Here is a 15,787-nt window from a genome sequence, read left to right on the forward strand (position 1 = left end):
CGGCTCGAGGTTCGTCCGCCTGTGTGAACCTCCGCAAAAGATTTTAGAAAATGCTTGCGAACTATCTTCGAATGTGTAAACTATGTTTGTGTCCAGTTCCGAGACTATCTTCGACTCATCGCTCAGTGCGGTGCTTTCCGCCATGGAGGCGTTGCCGACCGACCTGGCTCTCGTCAAACAGCTGGACGACCCGGCGTTGTTGGCGCAACAACGCCGGGTGGCCGAAGCGAGCAAGAAGCTCAACGCGTGTGCCTCGCTGATCGCCGGGGAGATCGGCCACCGCTCGCGGCGCGACCTCGGCTACTCCGGACTTGCTCAGCGGGAGGGTTTCCGCACCCCTGAAGCGCTCGTGCAATTCACGACCGGCTCCACGGCACGGGAAGCCACCACGCTCGTCCAGATCGGCACAATGGTCTACGACTCCATCATCGATGCAGCCACCGACACGACGGCGCCGGATGCTCCGGTGCACGAACCATGGTTGAGGGCGGTCGGGGCCGCCGTCAGCAGCGGCACTCTCTCCCTGGAGGCAGCTCGCGCGATCCGAGCGGGACTGGGCAACGCCACCGTCGACGCCAACAGCGGGGGTGTCACGGCAGTGCAGCTGGCCGAGGCGGCCAGCGCACTGTTGGAAGAGGCGGCGGAACTCAACGCCGATCAGCTGTACAAACGAGCTCGGGCTCTGCGCGACGATCTGGATGCCGCCGGAATCGCGAACCGTGAGAGAGCCATTTACCAGGAGCGGTCCTTCCGACGGGTAAAGCGCCCCAACGGACTGAGCCGGTTCATTCTCGACCCCGACCTGGAGACATCCGCCTACCTCGACGACGTCTACGACAAACTCACCTCACCGCGCCGTGGCGGCCCGCGCTTCATCGACGAAGCAGACAAGGCATGGGCTGAGACCGTCGCGAACGACGACCGCACGCTGGACCAGTACCTGCACGACGCCTTCACGGCGCTGCTGCGGCTCGGCGTCGGCTCCGATCAGTCCGATGCCCACCTCATCACCGGCTCCCGCACCCCCGCGGTACGCGTGCTCGTGACCGGCGAAACGCTCAGAGCACGCAGCGGGCACGGTCGCATCGAAGGCATCGACATTCCGGTGTCGATCGAGACGGTGGAGCGGAACATCTGCACTTCGGGGACCGTGGAAATCGAGTTCGGCACAAACGGACAGCCCCTGGACCTCGGCCGTGAGGTGCGCCTCTTCAACAATCGGCAGAAGATCGCCCTCGCCGTGCGCGACGGTGGATGCATGTGGCCGGGATGCGACCGGCCGCCCACCTGGACGGAGGCGCATCACACCAAGCAATGGGTACGAGACCATGGCGGCACCGATGTGGCGGATGGACTGTGTCTGTGTCGCCATCACCACATGCTCTTGCACGACAATCACTGGGAGATCATCCGCAAGGGCGCACAGTTCTGGCTCATTCCGCCGCCAGACATCGACTCCGCCCAGACGCCTCGCCCACTGGAATCCAAGAGTGCCATTCTGAAAGATCTGCAACGAGAGGCCACGAGACAGGGCGCATCACCGGGCAGCACCCGACAACGCAGCGACTTCTCACTCGCGGGACCACCGACTTAGCCGGGCCAGGCACCGCCGGCGTTCGGGCCGCGCCAGGAGCCCGCCGGCGTTCGGGCCGCGCCGGCGACCAATTGCAGCAGTTGCAGCAGTTGCCCACCGTGGCGACAGCGGACGCTTTGCGTGTCGCGGGCGGGCGACGTAGTCTCCCAAGGTGCCCCACAACTCCGGCAACGCCGCTGCCGACCCCGCCCCTGGACTGTTCAGCCGCGACTTCCTGTGGGCCACGATCGGCACCGTTTCGCTGTGCTTTCTGGCGGCGTTCGAGTCGCTGGCGGTCACGACGATTATGCCCGTCGTCAGTGCCGAACTGCACGGAGCGAGCCTCTACGCGCTGGCCTTCTCCGCGCCTCTGGCCACCGGCATCGTCGGCATGGTGGTCGGCGGCAATTGGGCCGACCGCATCGGGCCGACCGTGCCGCTCTACACGTCCGTCGCCACGTTCATCGCGGGTCTTCTGATCGCGGGAACCGCCTCCAGCATGGTCACACTCGTGGCCGGTCGCCTCGTGCAAGGCTTCGGCACGGGTGCCATGATCGTCGCCCTGTATGTGGTTGTCGCGCGCGCGTTTCCGGCACGACTGCATCCGTCGATCTTTGCCGGCTTCGCCGCCGCCTGGGTCATCCCCTCGCTGATCGGGCCGGTGGCCGCCGGTGCCGTCACCGAAGTGTGGAGCTGGCATTGGGTGTTCCTCGGCGTGGTCGGACTCGTGCTGATCGCCATGGCGATGGTCGTTCCGGCCATGCACAGCCTGTCCGGCCCGGCCCGATTCGGGGACGAGGCCGCGGCGGCCGACGCCACCGCGGTGCCGTGGTCGTTCGCTCGGATGCTGTGGGCCATTCTGGCTGCGCTGTCCGTGCTCGGTCTCGGCCTGCTCTCCTCGGTTCCGACGGTCGGCGGTGTGCTCGCCGCAGTGGCGGTGGTCGTGGCGATCGTGGCAGTGCGATCCCTGGTGCCGCGCGGCACACTCACGGCCCGACGGGCTGCCCACCGTGATCCTCACCCGCGGCATCATCGCGGCGGCGTTCTTCGGCGCCGAGGTCTACCTGCCGTACCTGCTTATCGACCATTACACGTTTTCGGCCACTGTTGCCGGTGCAGCGCTCACGCTCGCCGCGTTGGCGTGGGCGAGCGCATCCTGGCTGCAAGGCCGCCTGGCGAATACTCTCACGCACACTGGAAGCATCCGGATCGGCAGTTGTGTGCTTCTCACGGCGATCGCGTTCACCTTCGCAACGGCACTGTGGGGGCTGCCTCCGGTCGTCGCGATCATCGGTTGGGGAGCCGGTGGCGCCGGCATGGGACTGATGTACCCGCGCACGAGCGTGATGACGCTGGCCCTGTCCACCAGCGAGAACCAGGGCTTCAACTCGTCCGCGCTGTCGATTTCCGACTCGCTGGGCGCTTCGCTCGCGTTGGCCACCACGGGGATCGTGTTCGCCGGGTTCTCCTTTGCCGGCGTCTTCGCCTTCGCGGGTGGAATTGCCGTCATCGCCATTGTCCTGAGTTGGCGGATCGCACCGGCGCCCACTGCTCACCTTCGTGCGACTGCCGCCGAACCACGGGCCACACAAGCATGACACCGATGCGCCACGCACCATAAGGGATATCCCCCATGTGGGCCGGCGTCGTGCCGAGGACAGTGAACGGATCAGACCCGCTTCACGAAAGGCACGATCATGGTCTCGACTCACACCCGGTGGGCTGGCATGGCACTAGCCGCCATGCTTCTCGCTGTATCCACACCCGCGTTCGCCAGCCAGGACCCAGGAATCGCCAGCGGTCCTCAGCCGGCCAACGGCTCGACCTGCCCGCTCACACGTACCGGCACGCAGTTCATGCACTGCGACAACCTCACCGGCAACGGCGTGGCGGCACCGCCCTGGGTCCCGGAACGCTGACTCCTCCAGTGCGCCGCGTTACTGTCCTGCGCGCTCGAGCACCAGTTCGCGCACCCGGGCGGCATCCGCTTGACCGCGCATGGCCTTCATGACCGCGCCGATCACGGCACCCGCCGCCTGTACCTTGCCGTCGCGGATCTTCGCGAGCACATCGGGTTGCGCGGCCAATGCGGTGTCGATCGCGGCGATCAGCGGACCGTCGTCGGAGACCACCTTGAGCCCGCGCCCCTCGACCACCTCGGCCGGGGTTCCTTCCCCGGCGATCACACCCTCGAGCACCTGGCGTGCCAGCCGGTCGGTCAGCGTTCCGGCCTCGACGAGCACGATGAGTTCCGCGACGTGCTTCGGCGAGACCAGCGACGACGCATCCACGCCCTGCGCGTTGGCGGTGCGGGCGATCTCGCCCGTCCACCACTTGCGCGCCTTCGCGGGCGTCGCGCCCGCCGCGACGGTCTCTTCCAATTCGACCAGCAGACCGGAGTTGACGACGTCCCGGAACTCGAGGTCGGAGAAGCCCCACGCCTCCTGGAGCCTGCGGCGGCGGACGTTCGGCTTTTCTGGCAGTGCGGCACGTAACTGTTCGATAAGTTCCGCGGACGGCTGCACCGGCAGCAGGTCCGGCTCAGGGAAGTACCGGTAGTCATCGGCGTCGCTCTTCGGCCGGCCGGCGGCGGTGGTCCCGGTGTCTTCGTGCCAGTGCCGGGTCTCCTGGGTGATGCTGCCACCGGCCGCGAGGATCGCCGCCTGCCGCTGGATCTCATAGCGGATGGCGCGTTCCACGCTGCGCAGCGAGTTCACGTTCTTCGTCTCGGTGCGCGTGCCAAGGATGCCGGATCCGCGAGCGGAGAGGGAGATGTTCGCGTCGCAACGGAGGTTTCCGCGTTCCATTTTGGCTTCCGAGATCCCAAGCGAGATCACCATGTCGCGGATGGTCGAGACATACGCTTTGGCCAACTCCGGAGCCTCCGCTTCGGCGCCGTAGATGATCTTGGTGACGATCTCGACCAGCGGCACACCGGCCCGGTTGTAGTCAACGAGGGAGTATTCGGCGCCCTGGATGCGACCGGTGGCGCCGCCGATGTGGGTCAGCTTGCCGGCATCCTCCTCCATGTGCGCGCGCTCGATCGGGACCTGGAACAGCCGGCCGTCGGCCAGCTCGACCTCCACCTCGCCGTCGAAGGCGATCGGCTCATCGTATTGGCTGATCTGGTAGTTCTTCGCCAGGTCGGGGTAGAAGTAGTTCTTACGGGCGAAGCGGCTGGACGGCGCGATCGAGCAGCCGAGCGCCAGGCCGAGGCTGATCGAGTACTTGACCGCCTGCTCGTTGACCACCGGGAGGGAGCCGGGCAGCCCCAGGCACACCGGGGTGACGTTCGTGTTGGGGTCGCCGCCGAAGAAGTTCGGGGCGTCGGAGAACATCTTGGTGGCCGTGTTCAGCTCGACGTGCACCTCGAACCCGAGGACCGGCTCGAACAGTTCGATCGCCTTGTCGTAGTCCATCAGTTCTGCGCGGGCCATTAGCGGGTGCTCCTTTCGAGCTCCGGAGCTTCGGTGAGCAGGGCGTGACCCCACTTCGCTTCCAGCAGCGCCTCCAGCGTGGCACCCACCGTGTACAGGCGGGCGTCCATTCTCGCCGGAGCCATCAACTGGATGCCGGTGGGCAGTCCGTCTTCCGGCGCGAGCCCCATCGGTAGTCCCATGCCGGGAATGCCGGCCAGGTTCGCCGGGATCGTGGTGACGTCGTTGAGGTACATCGCCAGCGGGTCCTCGAGCTTCTCGCCGAGCTTGAACGCGGTGGTCGGCGCGGCCGGGCTGATCAGCACGTCCGCTTTCTCGAACGCGGCGGCGAAATCACGCTGGATCAGCGTGCGCACCTTCTGCGCGCTGCCGTAGTAGGCGTCGTAGTAACCGGCCGACAGGGCGTAGGTGCCCAGAATGATGCGGCGCTTCACCTCGGCGCCGAACCCGGCCTCCCGGGTGGCGGACATGACGTTTTCGACGGTGCCGCCGCCATCCGGGTTGACCCGCAGACCGAACCGCACCGAGTCGAACTTGGCCAGATTACTCGACGCTTCAGCCGGGAGGATCAGGTAGTACGCGGCGATCGCATAACTGAACGAGGGGGCCGAGACTTCGACGATCTCGGCGCCGGCGGCCGACAGCAGGTCGAGGGTCTCCGCGAAACGCTGACTCACCCCGGCCTGGAAGCCCTCGCCGCCGAGTTCCTTGACCACGCCGACGCGCACGCCGGCCAGCGATCCGGATGCGGCGCCCTCGCGGGCGGCCGCGGCGAACGACGGCCAGACATCCGGCAACGAGGTGGAGTCACGGGGGTCGTGGCCGCCGATGACGTCGTGGAGCAGGGCAGCATCGAGCACACTGCGAGTTACCGGGCCGACCTGGTCCAGCGACGAGGCAAGCGCGATCGCGCCGTAGCGGGACACGCCGCCGTAGGTGGGTTTCACGCCGACGGAACCGGTGACGGCCGCCGGTTGGCGGATCGATCCACCGGTGTCGCTGCCCAGGGCCAGCGGAGCCTCGAACGCCGCGACGGCGGCGGCCGATCCCCCGCCGGAGCCGCCGGGGATGCGGTCGAGGTCCCACGGGTTGTGCGTGGGTCCGAATGCGGAGTGCTCCGTGGAGGAGCCCATGGCAAATTCGTCCATGTTGGTCTTGCCGAGCGGGACGAGATCGGCCTCGCGGAGTTTGCGCACGACCGTCGCGTCGTAGGGCGGCACCCAGCCCTGCAGCATTTTCGAGCCTGCTGTGGAGGGCATGTCGATGGTGCAGAGCACGTCTTTGATGGCGATGGGGACACCGGCCAGCGGGCCGAGCTTCTCACCGGCGGCCCGCTTCGCGTCGACGGCGGCCGCGGTGTCCAGGGCGGCGGCGGACACGTGCAGGAAGGCGTGGATGTCGCCGTCCACTTCGGCGATGCGGTCCAGGTGTGCCTGGGTGGCCTCCACCGAGCTGACCTCGCCGGAGCGCAGTTTGTCGGCGAGGGCGGATGCGGTGAGTCGGGTGAGCGCCTCCATCACTGTTCCTCCCCAAGGATCGCGGACACTTTGAATCGGTTGCCGTCCCGGTCCGGTGCCCCGCTCAGCGCCTGTTCGACGCTCAGGGTCGGGCCCACCACATCCGGACGGAACACGTTGGCCATCGGGATCGGGTGCGATGTGGCTGGGACGTCCGCGGTGGCAACCTCAGACACCTTGGCGATGGATTCGATAATGACACCGAGCTCGCCGGTCAGCTTCTCGATCTCCTCGGCGGTCAGCGCGATGCGCGCCAGGTTCGCGAGATGGGAAACCTGGTGCGTGGTGATCGCGTGAGGAGATTCAGCGGGACTGGCAGACATGCAACTCCGAAGTTTGTTGACGCAGGGGGGACATGCCAATTCTATTCGAGCCGGGATCCGGCCCCGCTGGGTGCCGGCCGGGGCGGGAGTCAGGAGACGAAGGCGCCCTTGTCGATACCGATCAGCGCCAGGTTGCGCAACGACTCGCTGCCGACATCGAAATATTCGTTGTGTCCGTAGGAAGCGCCCAGTGGGCGGTGCGTAATCGGATCGGTTCCGCCGTCGACGCTCATCGGATGCGCACCGTACGAGGGCGCCCCGGGATCGCTGCCGTAGAAGGCGGTGTTCACCACCGGGTCCCAGGCGGCCTCGCCGACGTACATGTTGCCGTCGCGGACGTCGAGCTCGGACACCGACTGGGCGGCACTGCCCGGAGAGCCGACTACGGCGAACGCGTCGATCTGGAACGCGCGCCGCTGCAGAGCGATCATGGCAGCGGTTGACCCGTAGGAGTGTCCGATCACCGACACGAACGGCTCGTTGCCGCGGCGCAGCGACTGCAGGGCTTCAATGTCCTCGGTGAGGTATTCGGCGCCCTGATAGGCCAGGTCGAGGGAGCCGACGGTCAGCAGGTGCGGGGTCTCGTAGCCGATCCACGCGACCGTCGCCACGGTCTTGCCCTGAAGGGAGGCATCCGTGGCCGCGAAACGCTTCAGCCAGGCGACCTGTTCGCGATAGAGGTCGGTTGCGGTGTCGGCCCAGTCGCCGACCTGCCCGTCGATGGTGAAGAACATCCCGGGAACCATGTAGCTGACGTAATCGGCTGTGGCCACGTCGCCGATGACAATGGCGGCGCGAGGCGGTGAACCGGTATCGAGGGCGACCAGCGTTCGGTGCGGCTGCCCCGGTGCCACCGTGACCGCCTTGCTGATTTCATCCAGGGTGTGCAGATGTCCTCGAACTCCGGCACTGGCGGCGCGGCCGGGTCGTGCCGCCAGCTCGTGCTTCAGCTTCACCAGCGACTGTCTCAGGTATTGCCGATTGGCGGCGTCGCGCACCTCGAACGGGACACCACCGAGGTTGCCAACCACGTGAGGCGCCGAACTGAGCATCGTCTCTTGTCCGATGGTGGAAAGCCCGTTCCACCACGCCGTGACCTGCTTGGCCGGTATGGGGTTCTGCAGTAGCTGATTCAGGGTCGCGGGATGCGTGGAGACGAACGCGGCCAACGAGTCGGCATCGATAAGGCTGAGTTGGTCAAGAAGCGCGCGGCCGCCCAGCTGCGGCAGCAGTGTCGGGTCCACCCTCGACTGCGGCGCCGGCACTGAGAACTGCGGCGCATCCGGAACGGTGGTCGGCGAGATATCGACCTGCTGCACGTGGGAGATCACTTGTGCGTTGATTTCGTGCACCCCGAAGGCTTCGCTGACCCCGGTCAGGGACACCGAAGCGGCAAAAGCTGCGACGTCGAGCAACATCTAGGGCGGATCCAATCGCGACGGCGAGACCGAGGTTTCGCCATCGTCACGCGAAGTGATTGTGCCCCCCATCCTAGGGGCGCCGGATGCCAACATTCAAGAAAGTATCACGAAAACGCGGAAAGTACAGCTATTGCCCTAATCCCGCGGGCCCACGAGCCAGCAGTGTGGCAAATTGTGCGGCGTCGATGATCCGCACGCCGAGCGCTTCAGCCTTGCCTAATTTTGACCCGGCGCCCGGTCCGGCGGCCACATAATCCGTTTTCTTCGACACGCTGGAGGCCGATTTGCCGCCCGCGGCGATGATCGCCTCTTCCGCGCTCTCCCGGCTGAAACCTTCCAGGGCTCCGGTGACCACGACGGTCAGTCCGGCGAGGGTGCCGCCCCCGGCCGAGGCCGCTCCGGGGCCGGGATGCCCGGGGGTGGCCAATTGCACACCGGCGGCGTCCCACCGCTCGATGATGTCGGCGTGCCACGGCACCGAGAACCAGTCGATCAGGGCGTCGGCGATGATGCCGCCGACACCGTCCACGGCGGCCAACTCCTCTCTGGATGCGGAGCGGATGGCCTGGATCGAGCCGAAGTAGTCGGCGAGGGCGCGGGCGGCGACGGGACCGACATGGCGGATGCTGAGCGCAACCAGGATGCGCCACAGCGGCTTGGTCTTCGCCTTCTCGAGTTCGGCGACCAGCTTCTTGGCGGCGGAGGACGGACGCACGACGCGGATCTTCTTGAAACCCGCCTTGCGCCGGGCCGCGGCATCCAGTCCGGCTGCTTCTGGCGGGTACACCATGTCCACTTTCTGAAACGGACTTCTCCGCTTCAGGGTGCCGTCGTCCTCGAGCTTCAGCAAACCGGTCTCGGCGTCGCGCACCACCACCTCAATCGGCAGCAGGTCTTCAACAGTGAGGTCGAACAACCCGGCCTCGGTGACGAGCGGCGGCGTCTCCGGAAAGCTCGGCTGGGTTAGCGCTGCCGCGGCCACCTCGCCGAGCACCTCGATGTCCAGTGCGCTGCGGCTGCCGATGTGCTCCACGCGGCCGCGTACCTGTGCCGGGCAGCTGCGCGCGTTCGGGCAGCGCAGGTCCACGTCGCCCTCCTTCGCCGGCGCGAGCGCGGTGCCGCATTCCGGACAGTGCGTCGGCATCACGAACTCACGCTCGGTCCCGTCGCGCAGTTCGACGACCGGGCCGAGCACTTCGGGGATCACGTCTCCGGCCTTGCGCAGCACCACGGTGTCGCCGATCAACACCGCTTTCGCCTTGACGACATCCTGGTTGTGCAGCGTCGCCTGGCGCACTTCGCTGCCGGCCACCCGCACCTTCTCCATGACGGCGAACGGGGTGACTCGGCCGGTGCGGCCGACGCTGACGACAATGTCGAGGAGCTTGGTGTTGACCTGTTCCGGTGGGTATTTGTAGGCGATCGCCCAACGCGGGGCACGGCTGGTGCTGCCCAGTTCGCGGTGCAGTGCCAGTTCGTCGACCTTGATGACGATGCCGTCGAGTTCGTGCTCGACGCTGGAGCGGTTCTCGCCGAAATACTGGATGAACCCGGCGACGTCGTTCATCGAGGGGACCACTTTGTAGTGCGAACTGGTCGGCAATCCCCAGCCGGCCAGCAGCTCGTAGGTTTGCGACTGGCTGGCGACCGGCGGGTTGTCCCAGGCGCCGAGGCCATGCACGAGCATCTGCAAACCGCCCAATCGGGCGCGCATCAGCTGCACTTGCGCCGGCGTCTTGCCCTCGGTCTTCTGCCGCAGTGATCCGCTGGCGGCATTGCGCGCGTTGGCAAAGATGCGGTCACCCGCTTCGGCCTGCCGCGCGTTGAGCGATTCGAAGGCGGCGACCGGGAAAAACACCTCGCCGCGCACCTCGACCAGTGGCGGATGGCCGCTGCCGCGCAGTCGACGCGGGATGCTGGGGATGAACGCGATGTTCTCGGTCACGTCCTCACCAACGACCCCGTCTCCGCGGGTGGCGGCGGTGACCAGTCTGCCGTTCTCGTAGCGCAGGTTGATCGCCAGGCCATCGATCTTGAGCTCGCACAGATAGTCGACGCGGCGGCCAGCGGACTTCTCGACCCGAGCCGCCCAGGCGAGGAACTCCCCGATCGAGAAGACGTTGTCGAGGCTCAGCATCCGTTCAGCGTGTGTGACCGGGTCGAAGAGAGTGGTCTGCGCGCGACCGCCGACGGTCTGGGTGGGGCTGTCCTGCCCCTGCAGTTCCGGGAACATCCGCTCGAGTTCTTCGAGCCGGCGCATCATCGCGTCGTATTCCGCGTCGCTGGCGAGCAGTTCGTCGCGTTCGTAGTAGGCGTCGCGCAACTCGAGGATGCGCGTGGTCAACTCGTCGGCCTCGGTCTTTGCCGTGCCGAGCTCATCGTTGTCTACCACTCCACAAGTGTAGGCAGCGACGGCGACCCTGGCCATGCCGTCGGTCAGGCGACGGGGACCGCGGAAACCGTCCTATCGATGGTGCACTGGCCCAACACTCGGGTGCCGAGGTAGACCACCGCGGTCTGTCCCGTCGAGACGCCGTTCAGCGGCGTGCCCGGGGTGATCACCAGCTCACCGCCGCGCACCACCGCGACCGCGGGCACCGGATCGGCGTGCGCGCGGATCTGCACTTCGCAGTCGAACGGAATGCTCGCATCCACAGGCGGCTGGCCCGCCCAGCTGAAGCGGGCGCCGGCGATCTCCGCCAGGTCCAGCGCCTCGCGTGGGCCGACGACGACCTCGTTGGTGGCCGGTCGCACCTCCACCACGAAGCGGGGTCTGCCGTCGGCCGATGGTGTGGCCAGGGACAGTCCCTTGCGTTGCCCGACCGTGAACGCCGTAGCTCCCTGGTGCGTGCCGACCGGCGTCCCGTCGCGCTCGAGGATGCTGCCGGGGACGGCGCCGACGTGCTCCTTCAGCCAACCGCGGGTGTCGCCGTCCGGGATGAAGCAGATGTCGTGGGAGTCCGGTTTGGTGGCGACGCTGAAGCCGCGGGCGGCGGCCTCGGCGCGCACCTCGGCCTTCGACGGGGTAGCGCCGAGCGGGAACATCGCGTGGTCGAGTTGCTGGGCGGTGAGCACGCCGAGCACGTAGGACTGGTCTTTCGCCCAGGCGGCCGCGCGGTGCAGTTCGCGGTGCCCGTCGGCATCCGTGCGGATGTCGGCGTAGTGCCCCGTGGCGACGGCGTCGAAGCCGAGATCCAGCGCCTTCTCGAGCAGGGCGGCGAATTTGATCCGTTCATTGCAGCGCATGCACGGGTTCGGGGTGCGGCCGGCGGAGTATTCGGCGATGAAGTCGTCGATGACGTCGAGTTTGAAGCGTTGCGAGAAGTCCCACACGTAGTACGGGATGCCGATGATGTTGGCGGCGCGTTGCGCATCCATCGAGTCCTCGACGGTGCAGCACCCGCGACTGCCGGTGCGCAGGGTGCCCGGCATGCGGCTGAGCGCCAGGTGTACGCCGACGACCTCGTGGCCGGCGTCGACGGCGCGGGCCGCGGCGACCGCGGAGTCCACACCCCCGCTCATTGCTGCCAGAACTTTCACGCGTACCAGCATAGGTGTCCCGCCCTGCCGGTTTCCCTTCCTCCTGCCCCCTCCCTCCGTCCCGTACCACGTCCCGTACCGCTTCCCCTCCCGCTTCCCACCTTCCGCACCTTGAACCCGTTTCACGGAGTTTCTGCACTTCCGGGCCCCGGATGCCGGGAAGTAGGGCTGTCCCAGGCAAAAAGTCCTTGAGACGGGATCACCGGCTAGTGGCCGAGAGTGACCTCGCGGTCGGCATAGCCGGCGGAGGCGGCGCGCGCGTAGGCGGACGGAAGTGCCGCCAGCAGGGCGTCGACGTCGGCGTCGGTGGACGTGTGCCCCAGGGTGAAGCGCAGGGCGCCGCGAGCGTCGGCATCCGTGAGTCCCATGCCCAGCAGCACGTGGGATGCTTCGGGGATGCCCGCTTGGCACGCCGAGCCGGTGCTGACCGAGATGCCGGCCGCATCCAGCAGAAAGAGCAGCGAGTCACCCTCGCACCCGGGGAAGGTGAAGTGCGCGTTGCCTGGGAGGCGGTCGACCGGGTCGCCGCGTAGTTCTGCGTTGGGAACCGCCGCGCGCACACCGGCGATGAGCCGGTCACGCAGCCGTTTCAGGCGGGCGGCTTCAGCGTCCTGGTTGGCCAGCACCGCGGCGGCTGCGACGGCGAACGATACTGCGGCCGGGGCATCCTGGGTTCCGGAGCGCACCTGCCGTTGCTGGCCGCCGCCGTGGATGAGCGGCACCACGGTGGCGGACCGGGCCAGGGCCAGGGCGCCGATGCCGACGGGGCCGCCGATCTTGTGGGCGGACACCGACAGTGCCGCCAGGCCGGATGCGCCGAAATCGATGGGCAGCTGCCCGTACGCGCAGACGGCGTCCGCGTGCACCGGGATGCCGTACTCAGCAGCGAGCGCCACCACGTCGGCCACCGGCTGTACCGTGCCCACCTCGTTGTTGGCCCAGAGCAGCGTGATCAGGGCGATGTCATCGTGGGAGTGCAGCGACTCCCGAAGGGCCGGCATTTCGATGCGTCCGCGCGCATCGATCGGCAGCCAGTGCACGATGGCGTCTTCGCTGTGCTCGAGCCACTCCACGGTGTCCACGGTGGCGTGGTGTTCGCCGCGCGGCACCAGGATGCGGCGGCGGGGGCGATCTACGGAAGCGTTACGCGCCCAGTACAAACCCTTGACGGCCAAATTGATCGCCTCGGTCCCGCCGGAGGTGAACACCACCTCCACCGGATCGCAGCCCAGCGACACTGCGACCTTCTCGCGAGCCTCCTCCAGCATCCGTTTCGCGTTCTGTCCGTGGCTGTGGATGGACGACGGGTTGCCGACCAGCCGCAGGGCGCCGGTGAATGCCTCGATGGCCTCTGGCAGCATCGGCGTGGTGGCCGCGTGATCCAGGTAGACGACCATGGGCTCCTCGGCGGATCGTACGTACGGTTGAGCGTGCAGTCATTACTCTAGAATGATGCCCTCCGTCGATCCGCTTCGCGACCTCGGAGTGCGTTCGACCGCGGAAGGCGGCACCATTCGGGTCGCGTCGAACACCGCGTCCTCGATCGAGTTGTGCCTGTTCGACCCGAAGGACCTCACCTGGGTGACCGACCGCATCCCGCTGTCCCGCGACGGTGACGGTGTGTGGACGGCCTCGTCGCCGAAGCTGCTTCCGGATGCCCGCTACACGCTGCGCGCGGACGGCCCGGCTGCTCCCGCCAACCGGTTCGACCCGGCACTGCACCTCCTGGACCCGTACGCGCGTGGCCTGTCCCGCACGGCTACCGGGCAGTGGCGCTCCTGCGTGGTGGATGGTTCTTTCGACTGGGGCGGGGTGGTCAAGCCGGCGACGCCACTGGATAAGACCGTCATCTACGAAACGCATCCGAAGGGCCTGACCAAGCTGAACCCGGCGGTGCCCGAGGAGTTCCGCGGCACGTATGCCGGCCTGGCCCACGACACCGCCATCCGGTACCTGAAGGATCTCGGCGTCACCGCCGTCGAGTTGCTGCCGGTGCACCAGTTCGTGACCGAACCGCGACTGGCCAAACAGGGCCTGGTGAACTACTGGGGTTACAACACGCTGGCGTTTTTCAGCCCGCACGGCGCCTACGCCTCCAACACCGCCCAGGCCGCGGGTCCGGCCCAGGTGTTGCGCGAGTTCAAAGGCATGGTCCGACTGCTGCACGAAGCCGGGTTGGAAGTGATCCTTGACGTGGTGTACAACCACACCGCTGAATTGGGTGTCGACGGGCCCACCACGAGTTTGCGCGGTCTGGACAATGCGACGTATTACCGGCACAGCGCCGACGGGCGGTACATCGACGTCACCGGATGCGGTAACACCGTCAACTTCGCCCTCGACATACCGCAACGGCTCCTGTTGGATTCGTTGCGGTACTGGGCCAACGACGTGCAGATCGATGGATTCCGGTTCGACCTCGCCGCCGCGCTCGGCCGCGACGAGAACGTCAACTATCGCCGCGACCATCCGCTGCTGGAATCCATCGTGAACGATCCGGAATTGGCCGCAGTGAAGATGATCGCGGAACCCTGGGATGTCGGGGCCGGCGGATGGCAGGTGGGCAACTTTCCGCCGAAGTTCAGCGAGTGGAACGACGACTACCGCGACCGGGTGCGCGATTTCTGGCTCACCGACATTGCCGCGGCCCGCCAATCAGGCTCGGCACCGAACGGCTCCGGAGCGTTTGCGACGAAACTGTCCGGATCATCGAACGTGTTCGACGCCGAACGCGGGCCGCTGGCCTCGGTGAATTTCATCACCGCCCACGACGGCTTCACCGCGTTCGACCTCACCGCGTACAACCAGAAGCACAACCTCGGCAACGGGGAGAACAACCGAGACGGCACGGACAACAACCACTCGTTCAATCACGGCGTCGAGGGCCACACGGATGACCCTGCGATCAGCGCGGTGCGCCGCAAGGCGCTGCGCAACCTGCTCGGCACCTTGCTGCTGTCCGCCGGCGTTCCGATGCTCACCGCAGGAGACGAGGTCGGCCGCAGCCAGAAAGGGAACAACAACGCGTACTGCCACGACAACCCGCTCACCTGGTTGCCCTGGGAGCTGGAGGACTGGCAGAGCGACCTGTGGCGCGTGGTGCAGGAGCTGCTGCGGCTGCGACGGGAAAACCCGGCACTACGCCCGGCCCGCTATGCGGTACGAGGCGAAAACGTGGCATCGGCCAGTCGTATGGAATGGTTCAACGCCGCGGGCGAGTCGATGTCCATCGACGACTGGAATTCCTCGTCGGAGCGCACCCTGCAGTACTTCGCCGAATCGACGCCGGAGTCGGAAGGGCTCAATCGCATCCTGCTCATCGTGCACGGCCTGGAGACTCCGGAAACGGTCACCCTGCCGTCGCCGGAGGGGATCGGGCAGTACACGCTGCTGTGGAACAGCGCTCTGGACGACGTCGAGGTGATGGACCACCCGCCGGGCGTGACAGTGAACGTCGCCGGAACATCGCTGCAATTGTTCCGGGCGCACTAGGTGGGCACCGGCACCCCGGCCACGGTGGCGTTGACTGCCTCAGGCATCCGTTTCACCGCGCACTCCTATCGGCACGACCCCGCGAATCGGCACTTCGGTCTCGAGGCGGTCACCGAGCTCGGCCTCGACGCTGCGCGGGTCTTCAAGACCCTTCTGGTGGATGTCGACGGGCGGTTGGTCGTCGCCGTCGTGCCGGTGACCGGCTCGCTCGACCTCGGTGCCCTGGCCCGTGCCGCGAACGGCAAACACGCGAGCATGGCGGATCCCGCAGTGGCGCAGCGGAAAACCGGCTACGTGCTCGGCGGCATCAGCCCGATCGGGCAGAAGGTGCGGCACCAGACGGTGATCGACGAGACCGCCGAGCTCTACGACACCGTGTTCGTCTCGGGCGGTCGGCGGGGTCTCGACATAGAACTGGCACCGGCCGATCTGGTCGCCATCACCGCCGCGACGACCGCCGCTATCGCGCGGGAGTGAGAGCGGC

General features: G+C 67.1%; 12 protein-coding genes and 1 pseudogene. 6 read left to right on the forward strand and 7 right to left on the reverse strand.

The features are described from left to right. Positions 1–88: 88 nt before the first annotated feature. The 4 genes and pseudogenes from ABFX56_RS03525 to ABFX56_RS03535 all read left to right on the forward strand — a co-directional run bounded on the left by ABFX56_RS03525 (position 89) and on the right by ABFX56_RS03535 (position 3,492). Complete coding sequence (locus ABFX56_RS03525; protein WP_346231891.1) at positions 89–1,594, forward strand: HNH endonuclease signature motif containing protein; 1,506 nt, start codon at positions 89–91, stop codon at positions 1,592–1,594. Positions 1,595–1,880: 286 nt separating this feature from the next. Beyond that, a pseudogene (locus tag ABFX56_RS16275) lies at positions 1,881–2,435 on the forward strand (MFS transporter); the annotation flags it as partial. Between the two features lie 148 nt (positions 2,436–2,583). After that, positions 2,584–3,171 carry an MFS transporter gene (locus ABFX56_RS16280; RefSeq protein ID WP_428834391.1) on the forward strand — a complete coding sequence of 196 codons (588 nt, stop codon included), beginning with the start codon at positions 2,584–2,586 and terminating at the stop codon, positions 3,169–3,171. Positions 3,172–3,270: 99 nt separating this feature from the next. Next, positions 3,271–3,492 (forward strand): hypothetical protein, encoded by a 222-nt coding sequence (locus tag ABFX56_RS03535; protein WP_346231892.1) that lies wholly within the window; start codon positions 3,271–3,273, stop codon positions 3,490–3,492. A gap of 18 nt (positions 3,493–3,510) precedes the next feature. Here the strand turns inward: ABFX56_RS03535 and gatB are convergent, their stop codons facing one another. The 7 genes from gatB to ABFX56_RS03570 form a co-directional block, all read right to left on the reverse strand. Then, positions 3,511–5,010 (reverse strand): Asp-tRNA(Asn)/Glu-tRNA(Gln) amidotransferase subunit GatB, encoded by a 1,500-nt coding sequence (gene gatB / locus ABFX56_RS03540; RefSeq protein WP_346231893.1) that lies wholly within the window; start codon positions 5,008–5,010, stop codon positions 3,511–3,513. After that, the gene (gene gatA / locus ABFX56_RS03545; protein WP_346231894.1) at positions 5,010–6,527 is read right to left on the reverse strand and encodes an Asp-tRNA(Asn)/Glu-tRNA(Gln) amidotransferase subunit GatA; all 1,518 of its coding nucleotides are present in this window, start codon (positions 6,525–6,527) and stop codon (positions 5,010–5,012) included. The genes gatB and gatA overlap by 1 nt, the downstream gene beginning before the upstream one ends. Further along, positions 6,527–6,850, reverse strand: coding sequence for an Asp-tRNA(Asn)/Glu-tRNA(Gln) amidotransferase subunit GatC (gene gatC / locus ABFX56_RS03550; RefSeq protein ID WP_346231895.1), 324 nt, complete (start codon positions 6,848–6,850; stop codon positions 6,527–6,529). Before gatC ends, gatA begins: the two co-directional genes overlap by 1 nt. Before the next feature lie 89 nt (positions 6,851–6,939). Continuing rightward, positions 6,940–8,268 carry an alpha/beta hydrolase gene (locus tag ABFX56_RS03555; RefSeq protein WP_346231896.1) on the reverse strand — a complete coding sequence of 443 codons (1,329 nt, stop codon included), beginning with the start codon at positions 8,266–8,268 and terminating at the stop codon, positions 6,940–6,942. A gap of 130 nt (positions 8,269–8,398) precedes the next feature. Beyond that, positions 8,399–10,699 (reverse strand): NAD-dependent DNA ligase LigA, encoded by a 2,301-nt coding sequence (ligA, locus tag ABFX56_RS03560; protein WP_428834392.1) that lies wholly within the window; start codon positions 10,697–10,699, stop codon positions 8,399–8,401. Between the two features lie 8 nt (positions 10,700–10,707). After that, a complete protein-coding gene (gene mnmA / locus ABFX56_RS03565) occupies positions 10,708–11,811 on the reverse strand; it encodes a tRNA 2-thiouridine(34) synthase MnmA (RefSeq protein ID WP_346231898.1) in 1,104 nt (367 codons plus the stop codon). 206 nt (positions 11,812–12,017) lie between these two features. Then, positions 12,018–13,208 (reverse strand): cysteine desulfurase family protein, encoded by a 1,191-nt coding sequence (locus ABFX56_RS03570; protein WP_346231899.1) that lies wholly within the window; start codon positions 13,206–13,208, stop codon positions 12,018–12,020. A 55-nt stretch (positions 13,209–13,263) separates the two neighbouring features. On the opposite strand from ABFX56_RS03570, the gene glgX reads away from it, so the two are divergent. Together glgX and ybaK are read left to right on the forward strand one after the other, a co-directional pair. Continuing rightward, positions 13,264–15,303, forward strand: coding sequence for a glycogen debranching protein GlgX (gene glgX, locus ABFX56_RS03575; protein WP_346231900.1), 2,040 nt, complete (start codon positions 13,264–13,266; stop codon positions 15,301–15,303). Continuing rightward, complete coding sequence (gene ybaK / locus ABFX56_RS03580; protein ID WP_346231901.1) at positions 15,304–15,780, forward strand: Cys-tRNA(Pro) deacylase; 477 nt, start codon at positions 15,304–15,306, stop codon at positions 15,778–15,780. The last annotated feature ends 7 nt before the right edge of the window (positions 15,781–15,787 follow it).

Origin of the sequence: Parafrigoribacterium mesophilum (assembly GCF_039652555.1) — a bacterium.
In the GTDB taxonomy this organism is placed as follows: Bacteria; Actinomycetota; Actinomycetes; order Actinomycetales; family Microbacteriaceae; genus Parafrigoribacterium; species Parafrigoribacterium mesophilum.